Here is a 16,392-nt window from a genome sequence, read left to right as displayed (position 1 = left end):
GGGGGAGGATGTTCGCGACTTTCGGGGCGCCCCAGCGGGCTGTCGGCGAAAGGAGCCCGAACGGGCGGATGAGCCAAGCCACGCTGGTTCGGCGCGGCGGCGCCGGATAGCGCCACGAGGAGCGGACATCCTTCCCATCGTGCCAGCGACGTCAGAAGCATGACCCATGACGACTATTAGCGATCCCCCTAACCCGTACACATCGTCGTCCGACGATATCCGCGTTCTATATAACCAATACATATATAAATGTATTAATAAATTCCTTAGATATAATAACGCCCGCCCTTACAATTCCTTAACTTTTACAGCATCCACGGCAGCAGAACCGTCTTTGCAACGGACTGCTGCCCTTTTGTTTTCCCCCATGATAGAAATAAAAGCAGTATCCCAGCGCTTCGGTGGACCCTCCGGGCCCGTCGACGCCATACGCGACGTCACCCTGACGATACGCAAGGGCGAAGTGTTCGGCATTATCGGGCGCAGCGGCGCCGGCAAAAGCACACTGGTGCGAACGCTGAACCTGTTGAACCGCCCTACTTCCGGCCATATCGTCCTGGACGGCCAGGACATGACTTCCCTGAAACCGGAAGCCTTGCGCAATGCACGCCGTCAGATCGGCATGATTTTCCAGCACTTCAACCTGCTTTCGTCACGAACCGTGTATGGCAATATTGCATTGCCTCTCGAGCTGGCCGGCGTCGCCAAGACAGAGATTGATCGCAAAGTGCGCGAACTGCTGGAGCTCGTCGACCTCAGTGCCTTGTCTGACCGCTATCCGGCGCAGATCAGCGGTGGACAGAAGCAGCGTGTCGGCATTGCACGGGCCTTGGCCAACGATCCAAAAGTCCTGCTCTCGGACGAAGCGACGTCGGCACTGGATCCTGAAACGACCAAGTCCATTCTTGAACTGTTGAAGAAGATCAACCGGGAACTGGGTTTGACCATCGTGCTCATCACGCACCAGATGGAAGTGATCAAGCTGATCTGCGATCGCATGGCGGTCATGGAAGCGGGTGAACTCATCGAACACGGATCCGTGCTGGATATCTTTCGCGCGCCCCAGCACCCTGTAACGCGGGCGATGATAGGCGATGTCATTTCGCAGGATTTACCCAAAGGCGTCTTGCAGCGCGTGCGTGCGCGCCTGGCACAGACTCGCGACGGCGACGGTCAGGATCACTTGCTGCGCCTGGCCTTTACCGGTACCGGCGTCGAGGACCCCTTGCTGTCGGATGTCGTGCGCCGCTTCGGCCTGGACTTCAACATCCTGCACGGCCAGATCGACGAGATCCAGGAGCAGGCGTTCGGCTCTCTGGCAATACTGGCCAGGGGTACCGACGATCAAATTGAACAGGCGAAGGCATTCATGCGTTCGCGCGGAGTAACGGTAGAGGAGCTGAATCATGTCATCACAGCTGATTGACCTGTTTATAAAGTCATTTCTTGAAACGGTGCTGATGGTGGGGGTGTCAGGGGTCGTGGGGTCGCTGGTGGGCGTGCCACTGGGCATCCTGCTGCATTTGACAGATCGGAACGGTGTACTGCCGGCACTTAGCCTGAACCGGACCGTGGGTATTGTGGTCAATGCCGTGCGCTCGACACCGTTCATCATTTTGCTGGTGGCCATTATTCCGCTGACCCGCTTTTTCGTCGGCACATCCATCGGCACAGCGGCTGCCATCGTGCCGCTGACGATAGCAGCCGCCCCATTTGTCGCACGGCTGGTGGAGACCGCCCTGCGCGAAGTGGACCGCGGCCTGGTCGAAGCGGCGCAAGCGATGGGCGCAAGCACTTGGCAGATCGTCTACAAAGTGCTGGTACCGGAAGCCTTCCCCGGCATTATCGCCGGCCTCACCATCACGCTGGTCAGCCTGGTCGGCTACTCCGCCATGGCGGGCGCCGTCGGCGGCGGCGGCTTGGGCGACCTGGGCATCCGTTATGGCTATCAACGCTTCCTGCCCGAGGTAATGCTGTTGGTTGTGTTCATCCTGATCGTTTTTGTTCAATTAGTGCAGACCCTGGGCGATATCCTGGTCCGCCGTTTAAGTCATCGCTAGGCCTATGGCGCCTTTGCGCATCCACAACTGTTTCTCAAGAGGAAAAAAATGAAACGTCGTCAATTACTGCAGTTGGTCGCCGGACTGGGGATCGTAATGAGCCTGACCGCCACCCCGGCGATGTCACAGGACAAGACCTACAAGGTCGGCGTCACAGCGGGCCCGCACGCACAGATCATGGAGTTCGTGAAAGGCCTGGCCGCTAAAGACGGCCTGAAGATCGAAGTGATCGAATTCAGCGACTATGTGCAGCCCAACGCGGCCCTGGCCGCGGGCGACCTGGACGCCAACAGCTTCCAGCACGAACCTTACCTGGATGCGCAGATCAAGGATCGCGGATATAAGATGGCCAATGTAGGCTATACCATCACCTTTCCCATGGGCATCTATTCCAAAAAGGTCAAGACCCTGGACGAGTTGAAGAACGGCGCACGCGTAGGTGTACCGAACGACCCGACCAATGGAGGGCGTGCCCTGCTCGTCTTGCAGTCGCAAGGTCTTCTGAAGTTGAAAGCTGACGCAGGCTTGAAGGCGACCCCCCTGGACATCGCCGAGAACCCCAAAAAGCTGGATATTATTGAACTTGATGCCGCACAACTGCCCCGGTCGCTGTCAGACCTCGACGCCGCAGCCGTCAACGGCAACTACGCGGCATCGGCGGGCTTGAATCCCGTGACGGACGCCATCGCCATGGAAGATGCAAAAGGTCCTTACGCCAACCTCATCGCCGTACGCGTCGAAGACAAGGACCAGGCCTGGGTCGCCAAGCTGGTAAAGGCGTACCACTCTCCGGAAACCAAGGAATTCGTAACTTCCACGTTCAAGAACTCAGTCATCACCGCCTGGTAAGCTGAACGGCTATCACACCGCCCTGCTGCGCCATAACCTGCCTTGCATGCGATGCCGGGCAGGTTTTTTTATTGGAGCCGCCTATACCATGCCCGGCATCTATTTGAGTCCGTCCAGTAGTACTATCTTTGGCACGTATGATGCTTGGGTAAAATTTGATCATGGACGATAACGTAATTGCCGCAATGGCACGCTGGCCCAATGTACCGGACGTGTACGGCTGGCTTTCGCTCACAGCCGGGGGGCTGTGGCGCCTGCACCCGCGAGGCGATGCCTGCCAGTCCTCGCGTGGCTCCGCTGACACAGCCCCGCAGGCCGACGATAAGGCCGCAGCCGGTGAGTCCATTACCAGCCCCCAGATCATTCGATTCATCGACCGCAACTATAACCACGACGATCAGGGTCGATGGTTTTTCCAGAACGGTCCACAGAGAGTCTACGTTAGGCTGGATGCCGCCCCCTATATCCTGCGCACCCACGTAAAGACCAGCAGCGATGCCGTTTTCCTCGTTACCCATACAGGGCTGGAAGTGGCGATCCAGGAGTGGTGGCTGGATGACGGCGGCAGGCTTTATGCCCGCACCGAGCACGGGCCTGGCCTGGTTGCAGGCCGCGACCTGCCGGCTGTGCTCGATGCCTTGTACACGACTGAAGGCGTGAGCCTCCTGAACGCCCTGGAGGCTGATACAGGTTCGGCAAAGGCCCTGTCATTGCGCGCCCTGGGCGAATCGAATGCCGCAGCAGCACCGGCGGTTCCGTTTCAAACTTGCCCGGCGGCGGACATCCCGACAAGGCTTGGGTTCGCGGCTAATCCTCGCCCCGAACAATGAAGGCGCCACGTCCCGACCACGCTTTGGGTAGAATCAAACCATGACATCGCAAGCTTCCAGTTTTTACTTCCCGGCCCCTCGTGCGCAAAAATTCTGCAGCCAGTGTGGCACTGTCCTCAACCAGCTCATCCCACCCGACGACAACCGACTTCGAGATGTCTGCCAGCACTGCGGTGCAGTGCATTACCAGAACCCGCGCAATGTGGTCGGAGTATTGCCGGTTTGGCAAGACAAGATCCTGCTTTGCCGCCGCGCCATCGAACCGCGTTACGACAAATGGACGCTACCCGCCGGGTTTATGGAGCTTGGCGAAACAACTGCGCAGGGCGCCATGCGCGAAACACAGGAAGAAGCCGGCGCGCAAATCGAGCTGGGTCCCCTGTATACGGTGATCGATGTTCCGCATGCGGAACAAGTGCATTTCTTTTACCTGGCCAAAGTCTTGAGCGAAGACCTTTTCCCCGGCCCTGAGAGTCTGGAGGCCGCATTCTTTGCCCTGGACGATATCCCGTGGGGCGAGCTGGCTTTCCGCACCATCATCACTACGCTGGAACACTATCTTGTCGACGTGAAGACAGGCATATTTCCGATGCACCACTACGATATACCCCTGCCCGCTCCAGGCAGTACCACTTCGCGACATGGCAAGATTAATCTGGATTGACGAGCAAACGCCACTGCCGTCGCCGGACCATGCCCCTGCGGACGGACTGCTGGCGGCCGGCGGAAGCCTCACCCTGGCACGACTGACAGAAGCTTATGGCAAAGGCATCTTTCCATGGTTCAACGAGGGCGAGCCGGTCTTGTGGTGGAGCCCGGATCCTCGCATGGTGTTGGCCTGCGAGAACTTCAAGGTGTCCCATTCCCTGGCCAAGAAATTGCGGCAGATAGCCGGGAATGAGCGCACGCCTAGCGCCCGAATACGGATAACCACCGACACTGCCTTCGCGCGTGTCATTGCGGCCTGCGCTGCACCGAGAGCCACACAGCCGGGAACCTGGATCTCACCCGCCATGCAGTCGGCCTATCTGGCCTGGCATTACGCCGGCACCGCGCACAGCATTGAAACGTGGATAGATGGACAGCTTGCGGGCGGAGCCTATGGCATCAACCTGGGAGGCTTCTTCTTTGGCGAGTCCATGTTCAGCCGAGCCTCCGACGCCAGCAAACTGGCATTGGCTTACCTGGTCAGGTTTCTGCAGGCTCGCGGCATTCGCCATATCGACTGCCAGCAGCAAACCAGCCATCTGGCAAGCCTGGGCGCCATGCCGATGAGCCGGCGGAATTTTTTGGCTTTGCTGGACAGCGTCGTACACGATGCAGCGCCGCCGTGGAGCCCCGGTGAAATACTGCAGTCGGGCGCGCTTGCAAGCATCGGATAAATGACGCCATAATGACTGTATAGCCTTACCGAGTCCAGTTATGAGCCATCCGACCGAACTGACATTCAAAGCCCTGCAATTCTACTCCACGGCTATTTATCCCTGCAGCTATCTCCCCGGACTCGATGCCCGTTCCCAAGTTGCCGCGCCCACGCACCTCATCGACGCCTCCACTTATTCGGGGCTGGTCGAACAAGGCTTCCGCCGTAGTGGCCTGTTCACGTATCGTCCGCATTGCGACAGCTGCCGTGCATGCCTGCCCATACGGATAGACACCCACCGTTTCCGGCCCAACCGCAGTCAGCGTAAAGCCTGGAAAAGGCACGACAGCCTGCAGACCCGCATCATGCCTCTGCAGTGGGACACCGAGCATTTCCAACTGTATGACCGCTATCAGCACGGTCGTCACCCTGGCGCCGGCATGGACGAAGACAGCCAGACCCAATACAAGCAGTTTTTGCTGACAAGCCGTGTGGATTCGCGTCTGGTCGAATTCCGGCTGCCCGATGGCACGCTGCAAATGGTGTCGGTCGTGGACACCCTGGAAACCGGGTTGTCGTCGGTATATACCTTCTACGATCCCGAGGTTCAAGGCAGCCTTGGCACTTATGGCATATTGTGGCAAATCGACCAATGCCGCGCCATGGGGCTGCCGTGGCTGTATCTGGGATACTGGATCCAGGAAAGCCGTAAAATGGCGTACAAGTCACAGTACACTCCCTACCAGATCCTGCAGAATGGAGCCTGGACCGAGCCTCCCACGCCATAAGCCCTAATGTCATTTTTATTCAATACTTACCCTTTGGCGCGCGCCGCACTTTTCTCCCTGGATGCCGAAGCCGCGCACGACGTCACCCTAACGTCATTGCAGAAAGCCTACGACTGCAGGTTCACCCGCAACCTGCTCGGCACCCGTCCACTCCGGCCCTGTACGCTCATGGGCATGTCCTTGCGTAATCCAGTCGGCCTGGCAGCGGGCCTGGACAAGAATGGCGCGCATATCGACGCACTGGGTCATCTCGGTTTCGGGTTCGTGGAAGTGGGTACGGTTACGCCGAAGCCGCAAGACGGCAATCCCACGCCTCGCATGTTCCGCTTGCCCCGGGCCCAAGCACTGATCAACAGGCTCGGGTTCAACAATCAGGGCCTCGGCACGTTCATCACCAATGTGCAAAACAGCCAATGGCGCAGTACAGGCGGCATCCTGGGGCTGAACATCGGCAAGAATGCGACAACACCGATCGAACACGCCGTGGATGATTACCTGCTGGGCCTGGAAGGCGTGTACCCGCACGCCGATTACGTCACGGTCAATATTTCGTCGCCCAATACACAGAACCTGCGTGCCTTGCAGGGCCAGGATGAACTTGCCGGTTTGCTCCTGCCATTGCAGGAGAAGCGCAAGGCGCTGGCCGACCAGCACGGGCGCCGCGTTCCCATGGTGGTAAAAATCGCACCCGACCTCAGCATCCAGCAAATAGACGTCATTGCCGACTTGCTTCCCCGCTACGATATCGACGGCGTAATTGCCACCAATACCACCTTGTCGCGCGCGGCTGTTTTGGGCCTGCCCCATGCCGCCGAGGCCGGCGGCCTGTCGGGCCCACCGGTGCATGAGTTGTCGCTACGGGTTATTTCCCGGCTTCGGCAGCAACTCGGCACGTCCTTTGCCATTATCGGCGTCGGCGGTATTTTGTCGGGCCAGCAGGCAAGGGAAAAAATCCTCGCAGGAGCCAATGCCGTACAGTTGTACACCGGCCTGATATACCGGGGTCCGGCCCTGATCGCGGAATGCGTGCAAGCCGCGGGCGAACTCGTCGACACGGCGCGGAATACCGCTTAGACGTCAATACAGGCATCAAAAAGAAGAGCCCCGAAGAATTGCTTCTTCGGGGCTCTTCTACTGGCCCAGCCAGGCTAGACCAGGCTAGACCAGGCTTAGCGAGCTCGCCTTTACTTAGGCAGCGGAGCGACGGGCACGGGCAGCACCCGACTTGGCGGCGTCAGCGGCCTCTGCGGCGTCCGCGGCAGCCTTGAAGGTTGCGTTGGTTGCTGCGGTGATGTTCGATTCTGCAGCGTCAGCGGCTTGGCGAGTGGCCTTGGCAACCGAATCATAAGCACTGTTCACTGTGTTCAGCGAAGACTTGAGCAGTGCCACGGCGCCTTCGGAACCCGTAGGAGCGTTCTTGGCGATCTGGTCGATTGCTGCGGAAACCTGTTGTTGTCCTTGGGCAATCTGCTCTTCGGTCAACTTGGACAGATCAACTTGCACGCCTGAGAAGATGTCATACACATGCTTGCTGTAGGCCAACGCCTTTTCAGCATTCGGCTGGAAAGCCGACGTGAAGCTCAATGCTTCCTGAGCATCTTTAACTTCGACCGCTTGCTGCGATTTTTGCGCAACTTCGTCCATGGTTGCCTTGATGACCTTGAGGTTCAAGTCGACCAGCTTTTCAAAGCCGCTGAAGAAAGTGCCCTGGATAGCCAGAAAATTGTCGAGAGTGGCTTTTTGATTGGCCAAAACTTGTTGAGGGATCGCGCTCATTGTGTTTCCTTTATAAGTAAGCCGCCGGTTATGCCGCGCGGTTTGAATGGTTGAACTGAAGTTCAAGCGTAAGAATAAAGAAGGTTAAGCAAATCACCTGCAACTGTGAAAACCTTCCATGCTGCAATGCACAAAACAAATTCTACCTGATTCAACCGTGATGTCAACAATTAAATGTTGCGTTGCAACATTGCGGAAAATCAAGAATTCACGCATTTCGGACCGAATGGATTAGGATATAAGGGCTATACCTAAGCGACAAACCAGACGATTTCCCATAGCATTCAGGCAGCGTAATGACACTGTTAGCAGCTAACTGTATTAAAAATCTACACTTTTACTTTGCCGAATGGCAAAGGGAGACTAAATGACGTATCGCACCATGAAGTTAAGCTCCGCATTGATTGTGGGTACCATGCTTGCCGCCGGAGCCGCCCACGCGGCCGACTATCCCGACCACAGCATCAATATGGTCGTCCCTTTCTCGGCTGGCGGACCTACTGACAACGTAGCGCGTTCGCTGGCCGAGGCCATGCGGCCTACGCTGGGCCAGACCATTGTGGTCGAAAACAAAGCGGGAGCAGGCGGAACGATTGGTACTTCGCAGATAGCGCGTGCCAAACCCGATGGCTATAGCATTTTGCTGATGCACATCGGCTTCTCGACAGCTCCGTCGCTGTATAAAAATCCCAACTACGACGCTAAAACCAGCTTCCAGCCCATAGGCCTCGTTGTCGACGTTCCGATGACGATCATCGCGCGCTCAGACTTCCCTGCCAATAACATCAAGGAACTGATCGAATACATCAAGGCCAATAAAGACAAAGTGTCATTGGCCAACGCCGGCATCGGCGCTGCCAGCCATCTTTGCGGCACCATGTTCTCGCAAGCCATCGGCGTCGATCTGCTGACCGTCCCTTACAAGGGCACTGGGCCGGCCATGAACGACCTGCTCGGCAAGCAAGTCGATCTCCTGTGCGATCAAACCACCAATACCACTCAGCACATCAAGGCCGGCACAGTCAAAGCCTACGCCGTCACCAGCAAAGAGCGCGTTTCCACACTTCCCAACCTGCCAACCATGCAGGAATCAGGCTTCAAGGATTTTGAAGTGGGCATCTGGCACGGCATGTGGGCTCCCGCAGGGACACCAAAACCCGTTACCGACAAGCTCATCAGCGCGCTGCAGGCCGGCATGGCAACTCCCGACTTCCAGAAACGCATGGCTGCCCTCGGCGCAACCGTCCTGACCTCGGAAGCCAATCCCGAAGCCCTGACCAAGAAAGTCGAACAGCAAGTTCCCCAATGGGCTGACTTGTTCAAGAAAGTCGGCGTACAAGCACAATAAGCAACATATATCAGGCCCGCAACGCGGCTGCGGGCCTGTATACCGCCAGGCCTGGGCCGCTACGAAACTTCGTAGCCCAGGGCCTCGGATATCTTGGCCGCAGTACTCAGCAATATGGGTATCCACTCATCGCGCATGCGTTCCGCCGGGGCGGAAATTGACAAGCCGGCCTGCAATTTTCCAGTATCGTCATACACACCCGCGGCGATGCACCGAACACCCAGCTCAAGCTCTTCATTATCGCGCGAATAGCCATGACGGCGCACCAACGCCAGATCCCGTTCAAGCAAATCAGTTTGTGTAATGCTGTTGCGCGTCGTGCCGGCCAGCCCTGTACGCATCGCATAGGCCTTTACCTGCCTGGGGTCGCTTACCGACAGGAACAATTTTCCCGTAGACGTCAGATGCAACGGTGCACGGCCACCTATGGCGCGCACCACCTGCATGCCGGAGCGCTCGCTCCATGCACGTTCGATGTACACGATTTCATCGCCCTGCTGCAAAGACAGATTTACAGTCTGACCAGTGATCTTGTGCAACTCGCGCATGGGCTCGACGGCCACTTCACGCACGTTCAACCGACCCTTGACCAAAGAACCAAGCTCCAGCAAGCGCATGCCGAGCTGATACAGGCCGCTGTCTACCCGCTCGACATAACGCCCAACCACCAAGTCGTTCAGGATTCGATGCGTGGTGGAAGTATGCAGGCCCGTCGTGGCGGCAAGGTCTTTCAGGGGCATGGGATGAGCATGTCCGGCGAGTACATCAAGCAGACGCATGGCTCGCTCCAACACCTGTATGGTTATGGGCGAATCACTCATGGACGATGCGCTGTGCGAAGAAATGGGAAGCATGGTTCGAGTCATAGTCACGTTATGCCGCAATGCAACAATTCCATAATATGAAACAAAGAGCCGATCCGCAAGTTTTATTTTTCTGGCGGAGTAAGCTGACCACCTTGCCGTACGACCTCCGCCCGCAGGAACGCAAGTGCCTCGGCAGCGGCTTCCGGCTCGCCTTTGACGCCAAGATCGATATGAGGATGACCGGTATCGCCCATGCTGGGCAAGCTGAACGCCTTGACCCCCGGCCACTTCAGTTCGAGCTCTTCCAGTGCCGGCGTTATGCGGGACTCGGGTAAGCGAAAGGCCAGAAAAGAGTGCTCCACGCGCGTCGTGGCGTGGTGAAACGATGCGTACCGGGTATCGAGCGTCCACTCCATCATGGGCCATGCCATGACGGGAAAGCCAGGCATGAAGGTGTGATTGGCAATGAAGAAACCCGGGATCTTGTTGTACGGGTTGGGCACGATTTCGGCCCCTGTGGGAAATACACCCATCTGCAGGCGCTGTTGGTTCTCGGGCAAGGACATATCGCCGCTGCCCTGGCCACGCCGTTCGTTCTCGGCGCAACGCTCGGCAATCAGGCGCGCAGCTTCGGGATGCAGGACCAGTTCCAGGCCAAGAGCCTGTGCTGCAGCCTGACGGGTTTGGTCATCCGGCGTGGCCCCTATGCCTCCACAACAAAAGACAATGTCCGGCGTAGCAAAGCTGCGCGCCAGCGTGGTCGCAATCACGTCACGCTCGTCCGAGATGAATTCCGCCCCCGACAGCTGCATGCCGCGTTGAGACAATAGTTCGACAAGCTTGGAAAAGTGCTTGTCCTGGCGCCTTCCGGAAAGTATTTCGTCGCCGATAATGATCAGGCGCACCTTGGGTATTGCCGTTATAAGCATGGTCATGGTCGTGTCCGTTTAAGCTCTACTTGATCGATGATGGTCTGGTCACGCAACTGCCGCAACGACTCCAGACTGAAATGTGCGAACACCAATGCCGAGAATACCGGCAGGATGAGCCAGGCGGGAGGAAACAGATTGATCAGCGCAAGGCCCAACCCGATCAGCCATAGCTGGCGGTTATGCCGCTTCCAGATCAGCCGGCGCTCTTGATGGCTTGCATGTTCGACAATGGCATCCACGCGCAACATGCGGGTGAAGGCAAACGCCCATAATATTACCGGCAGAACAAGAGGCAAGGGAGGGATCAGCCACAAGGGCATGGTTACCAGCCATGCCAGGACGAACAGTGTTCCCACCCATATTGCATTCCAGGCGCCTACCGCCGTGCTGTATTTTCCCTGTCGCGATATCCCTTGATATTCGCGCTTTTCAAGATGGCGCAAGACAATAGGCATGACGAAGACCGCGGCAATGACCAAGCCCAGTATCCCGGACATCGGCAAGAGTATGGCCACGGCAAGCAGAGGGACCAGGTATAGCTTCAGGGAGAACAGGCCCAGTGCCAACATCCATTCATCGACTTGATTGATGATTTCCCAATTGGCGGCTTCGGCGTTGAGCCAGGCGGTCAGTGGAGCCCAGAAAGCCCAAAGCAATATAATGGCACCTAACAGGGCGATAATGAAAGGCAGGAACAATGCCGCGAGCATCTTCGGGTGGCATTGTGAAACCAGCGCCCGCTTGAACGCCACACCCACGGCCGCCAAGCCTGTTACGGCCGGTCGTGAGCCACGAACTGCCAAATTAGTATTATTCATTGAAGAAATCTTGAATTGATGACACGACTATCATAGTCAAACCGGATGCCATTTGTCTCTATGTCAGTGCTCGACCCTAAATTTGATGCGCTTGCGCTGAACGCCCGCCTGCAACTGGACCAGGGGCTGACCGTTGCCTGTTATTGCGCCGGATGGTGCGACACCTGCACCCAATACCGGCCTGGCTTCGACGAGCTGGCCGCACTATGGCCGCAACACACGTTTGTATGGGTCGATATTGAAGAGAGCCCGGAACTGCTGGATGATGACGACGTCGAAAACTTTCCGACCATCCTCATTCAGGATCCCCAAAAAGGAAACCTTTTCTACGGCACGATGTTGCCGCATATTGCCCATCTCGAGCGCCTGATCAGTCATCTGGACGAGGCCTCGCCGGCTATTGAAGGTGGGCCGGCCTCGCTGCGCACCTTGTTATTACCGCCCGCCGCCCAGTAGCACGCCTACCGACCGCTTGCTTGTGCTGACTTGTGGTGGCTTGCCCGCGTCTGTAGCGACGCTGGATGGGGAAGGCACGTAAGGCTTGCTGAAGAAGTCATCTACCGGCTTGTGCGATGTAGAACCCGACGAATAAGACCGACGCTCGCGGCTACTTGCCGGCGCCGGCCTGGCGGCAACGGGCACACTGAGCTGGCCGCGCGGTATCTTGAACTTGATGAGCTTTTCAATATCGAGCAGGAAACGCTCTTCGTCGGGCGCATAGAAGGCGATAGCTTCACCGGATGCCCCTGCCCGGCCGGTACGGCCGATACGATGCACGTAATCTTCGGCATTGTAGGGAAGATCGTAGTTGATCACGCAGGGCACGCCCGCCACGTCGAGTCCACGAGCCGCGACATCGGTGGCGACCAGGACTTCCAGTTCGCCGGCCTTGAACGCCTCGAGCGCTTTCATGCGGTCGATCTGGCTTTTGTCGCCGTGTATGGACTCGGCCTTGACGCCGTCACGAACGAGTTCGCGAGCCAGGCGGCCAGTGCCGATTTTAGTATTGGAGAATACGATGACTTGGTTGAACCCGCGCGATTTGACCAAATGCACCACCGCCGCGCGCTTCTCGCTGCCAGGCATTGCATAGGCGATCTGCGTAACGTTTTCAGCCGTGGCGTTTCTTGCGGCCACTTCGATCTCGGCGGGATTCTTCAGGTAGGTGCGGCCCAGTTTTCGTATTTCATTACTGAACGTCGCCGAGAACAACAGCCCTTGGCGATTGGCCGGAAGCAAGCGCATGATACGGTCGAGATCGGGCAGGAAGCCCATGTCGAGCATGCGATCGGCTTCGTCCAGCACCAGGATTCCGACCTGGCTCAGATTGACCGTTTTCTGTTCCACGTGGTCAAGCAGTCGACCCGGCGTGGCGATAAGCACTTCACACCCACGTCGCAGCGCGTCGCGCTGGGGGCCGATATCGACGCCGCCGAACACTACCGTAGAGCGCAGCGGTGTTGACTTGCTGTACTCGATAACACTGTCGGAAACCTGGTCGGCCAGCTCACGCGTCGGGGTAAGGATAAGCGCGCGCACAGGGTGGCGCGCTGGAGACGCGCTGGTATTGGCAAATTGCATCAGTCGATGCAAGATGGGCAATGTGAACGCTGCAGTCTTTCCCGTGCCGGTTTGAGCGGCGCCCATGACGTCTCGCCCATCCATGACTATGGGTATCGCTTGCGCCTGAATAGGCGTAGGAATGGTATATCCGGTTGCGGCGACCGCCAAGAGTATGCTGGGATGCAGGCCGAAATCGGAAAAAGTGACGGCAGGAGTATCGACGTGAGTGTTTGTAGTGTCTGTCATTGAAAGTGGTTGCGCCCCACGCAGGAATAGCCCACGTAAAGCATTTATAACGCGGTAATTTTAACTCAGCCGGGCTGCGGATCAGTGTTTAGGGCTGGGCGGCGACCATGCAATGCCATAAAAAGGGGATAGTGTCGCTAAAAGCATACGCTTTGTTACGATAAGGTTTAAAGCGGAAGATCAGACAGCAAGCGCAATATCCAGTACGCGATCATGCCTCCAACGATCACCAGCAGCGTGCTGCGCGTGCGCCAATACAAGGCCACCGCCGCCACTGCGGCCAGTACCTTGATGTCGAATACATAACCGGTGTCGGCATGCCAGGGAAGCAATTCCGGCACAACGATACCGATCAGCGCCGCGGTGGGCGCGTAACGCAAAGCCCGCCGCACGCCATCAGAGAGAGGAAAATAGTCGCCAAACAGGAAGTATCCGGCTCGGGTCACGAAACTGCAGACCGCCAGAAGCGCAATTGCGCCCAGCACATACAAGTCAAAATGCAGATCGCCGATCATGACGCTTTTGCCTTTTCGGTCAAGCGCTCGGTGACAACACCGGCCACCACCCCGCCTATGACCGCCGCCGCCAAACCCAACCGCAAAGGCAGGGGTTGGCCTATCCAGGCAATCAGCCCGGCGGCCAAGAGGCACATCACCATGGGCCGTGTCTGAATCAGGGGCACAACGATTGCCATCAGCGCCAGCACCGCCGCGAACTCCAGCGACCATGACGCCGGCACCATCGCACCGAGGTATATGCCAAGCAGTGAACAAGCATTCCAGGCAAACCAGCCCGGAACAATGAGGCCGAGGAAATACCACAATTGCTCGGCACTGCCGCGCTCCCTGCTCTCTCCATAGCGTCCCATGAAAAGTACAAAGGACACATCGGTCGAGAAAAATCCCAGGCCCATCCGTTTGCGCCAGGGCAAGTGCCGAAAGAATGGCTGAAGCGCTGCGCCAAAAATGATAAAACGGATGTTGACCACCAGTCCGGCGGCAAATATCAGCCACAGCGGCGCGGCGGACTCCATTAGCGGTAGTGAGGTCAGCTGGGCTGATCCGGCATACACCACCAAGGTCATGAGTGTTGCCATGCCTTCCGTGAGGCCCGACTTGACCAAGGCAATGCCGGTCACGAAACCCCAGGTGCCGGTGGCGATAAGGGCGGGAACGGCGTCGCGTGTCCCGGCTTTGAAGTTACGCCATTTAGGGGAATTCAGCCATCCCGGAACCACTCGGATCTGTGCCACCACGCTTACCTTATGCAACCTTTCGGAAAGTCGGTATTGTAAGGCTGCAGCCCTTGGTACAATCAAGCCTCATCTTTGGGAGAGCCTAATGTCCATGTCTGATCGCGACGGTTTCATCTGGTATGACGGCAAGCTCGTGCCCTGGCGCGACGCTACAACCCACGTGCTTACGCATTCCCTGCATTACGGACTGGCTGTTTTCGAAGGTGTGCGCGCCTACAACACTGACATAGGCACGGCCATCTTCCGGCTGCAGGATCACACCCGGCGACTATTCAATTCGGCCCATATCTACCAGATGGAGATGCCTTACGACCAGGACGCCATCAACGCGGCGCAGCTGGAAGTCGTTCGCAGCAATAAGCTCGAATCCTGCTATATACGTCCGTTGGTGTTCTACGGCTCCGAAAAAATGGGCGTTTCGCCCAAAGGCGCCAAGGTCCATATCGCCATTGCGGCGTGGCCATGGGGCGCCTATCTGGGCGATGAGGCCCTGAAACACGGCATACGGGTAAAGATCTCGTCTTATGCGCGCCAGCACGTCAATGTCACCATGCCCCGCGCCAAGGTGGCCAGCACATACGCCAACTCCATCATTGCCAACGCCGAGGCACTCGATCATGGTTACGACGAGGCCATACTTCTTGATACCGATGGTTTTGTCGCCGAAGGCTCGGGCGAAAACATTTTCATCGTCAAGGACGGTGTGCTGTGCGAGCCCGAAATCGCTTCTGCACTGACGGGCATAACGCGTTCAACCATCCATGCGCTGGCCTCCGACCTGGGCATCCCCATACAAACCAAGCGCCTTACGCGCGACGACCTGTATATTGCCGACGAAGCCTTTTTCACGGGAACTGCGGCCGAAGTCACACCCATACGCGAGGTCGACCGGCGAGTCATCGGCTCGGGTGTCCGTGGCCCTATCACTGAAAAGTTGCAGCATGCGTTTTTCGAGCTGGTCAATGGCAAGAATCCCAACTATCACCACTGGCTCAGTAAAGTATAAAACCCGCCTGGCTGTACCAGGCCCCATCACTCTAGGACACACCATGAGCAGCGCCCCCTCCCACGTCATTCCGCACAACGAAACCATATTCGTCGAAGCCAAAGACCTGCCGGTCTATTGTCCGCGCCCGGATGCTCCCCTATGGAGCATGCATCCACGGGTCTTCATCGAGGTGGTCAAGACGGGCAAGGCAATCTGCCCTTACTGCGGCACGGCATACGAACTGAAAGAAGGCGAAAAGGCCCACGCACACTAGGGTGCTGTCTGGCACTACTCCATGGGCTCATGCCATTGCCGGCCGCCCGCCACATTACGGTTCGCATTTTTATGTTTACTACCCCGCAAGAAGCTGAACACGCCTTCTACGAGGCGCTTCAGAAAGCCGACCTGGCATTGATGATGCGCGTCTGGGCCGACGACGAAGAGATCGTCTGCGTACATCCGGGCGGCATGCGTGTCATTGGCCTGGACGCAATCCAGAGCGCGTGGCAACAAATATTCAGCAGCGGCGCCATGACCATAACTCCCTTGCGGCCCATGGTCCTCACGACGGTCATGAGTTCCGTCCATGTGCTGGTGGAGCAGGTCTCGGTCAAGACATCCGAAGGCGACAAGACAGCCAATTGCTACACGACCAACGTTTTCCACAAAGGCCGCACCGGATGGAAAATGGTACTTCATCACGCATCGCATGCTCCGCAGAATATCGACATGTTCGGCCTGCAGGACCATCCGGACACCTTGCACTGAAG

At 57.5% G+C, this 16,392-nt stretch carries 20 protein-coding genes; 13 read left to right on the top strand and 7 right to left on the bottom strand.

Going from position 1 to position 16,392, the window contains the following annotated elements; genetic code table 11:
• Window positions 1–367: 367 nt before the first annotated feature.
• The 8 genes from CR159_RS00265 (at window position 368) to CR159_RS00230 (ending at window position 6,964) form a co-directional block, all read left to right on the top strand.
• On the top strand, window positions 368–1,426 hold the full coding sequence (locus CR159_RS00265) for a methionine ABC transporter ATP-binding protein (RefSeq protein WP_102072003.1): 1,059 nt from the start codon (window positions 368–370) through the stop codon (window positions 1,424–1,426).
• Complete coding sequence (locus CR159_RS00260) at window positions 1,407–2,060, top strand: methionine ABC transporter permease (RefSeq protein WP_102072002.1); 654 nt, start codon at window positions 1,407–1,409, stop codon at window positions 2,058–2,060. The genes CR159_RS00265 and CR159_RS00260 overlap by 20 nt, the downstream gene beginning before the upstream one ends.
• Window positions 2,061–2,108: 48 nt before the next feature.
• Window positions 2,109–2,909 (top strand): MetQ/NlpA family ABC transporter substrate-binding protein, encoded by an 801-nt coding sequence (locus CR159_RS00255; protein ID WP_102072001.1) that lies wholly within the window; start codon window positions 2,109–2,111, stop codon window positions 2,907–2,909.
• Between the two features lie 161 nt (window positions 2,910–3,070).
• The gene (locus tag CR159_RS00250; RefSeq protein ID WP_102072000.1) at window positions 3,071–3,739 is read left to right on the top strand and encodes a DUF2946 family protein; all 669 of its coding nucleotides are present in this window, start codon (window positions 3,071–3,073) and stop codon (window positions 3,737–3,739) included.
• Window positions 3,740–3,779: 40 nt separating this feature from the next.
• Window positions 3,780–4,403: an NUDIX hydrolase gene (locus CR159_RS00245; RefSeq protein WP_102071999.1), complete on the top strand. Its 624-nt coding sequence runs from the start codon at window positions 3,780–3,782 to the stop codon at window positions 4,401–4,403.
• The gene (gene aat, locus CR159_RS00240; RefSeq protein ID WP_102071998.1) at window positions 4,381–5,121 is read left to right on the top strand and encodes a leucyl/phenylalanyl-tRNA--protein transferase; all 741 of its coding nucleotides are present in this window, start codon (window positions 4,381–4,383) and stop codon (window positions 5,119–5,121) included. Before CR159_RS00245 ends, aat begins: the two co-directional genes overlap by 23 nt.
• Before the next feature lie 40 nt (window positions 5,122–5,161).
• Window positions 5,162–5,890, top strand: a complete 729-nt coding sequence (locus tag CR159_RS00235) for an arginyltransferase (protein ID WP_102071997.1) — start codon at window positions 5,162–5,164, stop codon at window positions 5,888–5,890.
• A 6-nt stretch (window positions 5,891–5,896) separates the two neighbouring features.
• Window positions 5,897–6,964 carry a quinone-dependent dihydroorotate dehydrogenase gene (locus CR159_RS00230; protein ID WP_102071996.1) on the top strand — a complete coding sequence of 356 codons (1,068 nt, stop codon included), beginning with the start codon at window positions 5,897–5,899 and terminating at the stop codon, window positions 6,962–6,964.
• Between the two features lie 114 nt (window positions 6,965–7,078).
• Here CR159_RS00230 and phaP read toward each other — a convergent pair whose 3' ends face one another.
• Window positions 7,079–7,666, bottom strand: coding sequence for a TIGR01841 family phasin (gene phaP / locus CR159_RS00225; protein ID WP_102071995.1), 588 nt, complete (start codon window positions 7,664–7,666; stop codon window positions 7,079–7,081).
• Between the two features lie 367 nt (window positions 7,667–8,033).
• Here phaP and CR159_RS00220 point away from each other — a divergent pair, with 367 nt between their 5' ends.
• A complete protein-coding gene (locus tag CR159_RS00220; protein WP_199173185.1) occupies window positions 8,034–9,014 on the top strand; it encodes a tripartite tricarboxylate transporter substrate binding protein BugD in 981 nt (326 codons plus the stop codon).
• Window positions 9,015–9,073: 59 nt separating this feature from the next.
• Here the strand turns inward: CR159_RS00220 and CR159_RS00215 are convergent, their stop codons facing one another.
• The 3 genes from CR159_RS00215 to CR159_RS00205 all read right to left on the bottom strand — a co-directional run bounded on the left by CR159_RS00215 (window position 9,074) and on the right by CR159_RS00205 (window position 11,570).
• A complete protein-coding gene (locus tag CR159_RS00215) occupies window positions 9,074–9,880 on the bottom strand; it encodes an IclR family transcriptional regulator (RefSeq protein ID WP_102071994.1) in 807 nt (268 codons plus the stop codon).
• Between the two features lie 62 nt (window positions 9,881–9,942).
• Window positions 9,943–10,755 (bottom strand): competence/damage-inducible protein A, encoded by an 813-nt coding sequence (locus CR159_RS00210; protein ID WP_439650477.1) that lies wholly within the window; start codon window positions 10,753–10,755, stop codon window positions 9,943–9,945.
• Window positions 10,752–11,570: an EI24 domain-containing protein gene (locus tag CR159_RS00205; protein WP_102071993.1), complete on the bottom strand. Its 819-nt coding sequence runs from the start codon at window positions 11,568–11,570 to the stop codon at window positions 10,752–10,754. The genes CR159_RS00210 and CR159_RS00205 overlap by 4 nt, the downstream gene beginning before the upstream one ends.
• Window positions 11,571–11,630: 60 nt before the next feature.
• Between CR159_RS00205 and CR159_RS00200 the strand changes: the two genes are divergently transcribed.
• Window positions 11,631–12,026, top strand: coding sequence for a thioredoxin family protein (locus CR159_RS00200; protein ID WP_102071992.1), 396 nt, complete (start codon window positions 11,631–11,633; stop codon window positions 12,024–12,026).
• Here CR159_RS00200 and CR159_RS00195 read toward each other — a convergent pair.
• The 3 genes from CR159_RS00195 to CR159_RS00185 all read right to left on the bottom strand — a co-directional run bounded on the left by CR159_RS00195 (window position 12,006) and on the right by CR159_RS00185 (window position 14,601).
• Complete coding sequence (locus tag CR159_RS00195; protein ID WP_102071991.1) at window positions 12,006–13,379, bottom strand: DEAD/DEAH box helicase; 1,374 nt, start codon at window positions 13,377–13,379, stop codon at window positions 12,006–12,008. The two genes, CR159_RS00200 and CR159_RS00195, sit on opposite strands and share 21 nt — an antisense overlap.
• Window positions 13,380–13,546: 167 nt before the next feature.
• Window positions 13,547–13,894, bottom strand: coding sequence for an AzlD domain-containing protein (locus tag CR159_RS00190; protein ID WP_102071990.1), 348 nt, complete (start codon window positions 13,892–13,894; stop codon window positions 13,547–13,549).
• Entirely contained in the window at window positions 13,891–14,601 is a 711-nt protein-coding gene (locus CR159_RS00185; protein WP_102072407.1) for an AzlC family ABC transporter permease, read from the bottom strand. Before CR159_RS00185 ends, CR159_RS00190 begins: the two co-directional genes overlap by 4 nt.
• A 118-nt stretch (window positions 14,602–14,719) precedes the next feature.
• On the opposite strand from CR159_RS00185, the gene CR159_RS00180 reads away from it, so the two are divergent.
• From CR159_RS00180 to CR159_RS00170, 3 genes are all read left to right on the top strand, one after another.
• Complete coding sequence (locus CR159_RS00180) at window positions 14,720–15,640, top strand: branched-chain amino acid transaminase (RefSeq protein WP_102071989.1); 921 nt, start codon at window positions 14,720–14,722, stop codon at window positions 15,638–15,640.
• 43 nt (window positions 15,641–15,683) lie between these two features.
• Window positions 15,684–15,896, top strand: coding sequence for a zinc-finger domain-containing protein (locus tag CR159_RS00175; protein WP_102071988.1), 213 nt, complete (start codon window positions 15,684–15,686; stop codon window positions 15,894–15,896).
• A gap of 71 nt (window positions 15,897–15,967) precedes the next feature.
• Complete coding sequence (locus CR159_RS00170; RefSeq protein WP_102072406.1) at window positions 15,968–16,390, top strand: YybH family protein; 423 nt, start codon at window positions 15,968–15,970, stop codon at window positions 16,388–16,390.
• The last annotated feature ends 2 nt before the right edge of the window (window positions 16,391–16,392 follow it).

Origin of the sequence: Pollutimonas subterranea (assembly GCF_002849655.1) — a bacterium.
Classification (GTDB): domain Bacteria; phylum Pseudomonadota; class Gammaproteobacteria; order Burkholderiales; family Burkholderiaceae_B; genus Pollutimonas; species Pollutimonas subterranea.
The sequence above is the reverse complement of the archived record's forward strand: the minus strand, read 5'-3'. Positions and strand labels throughout refer to the sequence as shown.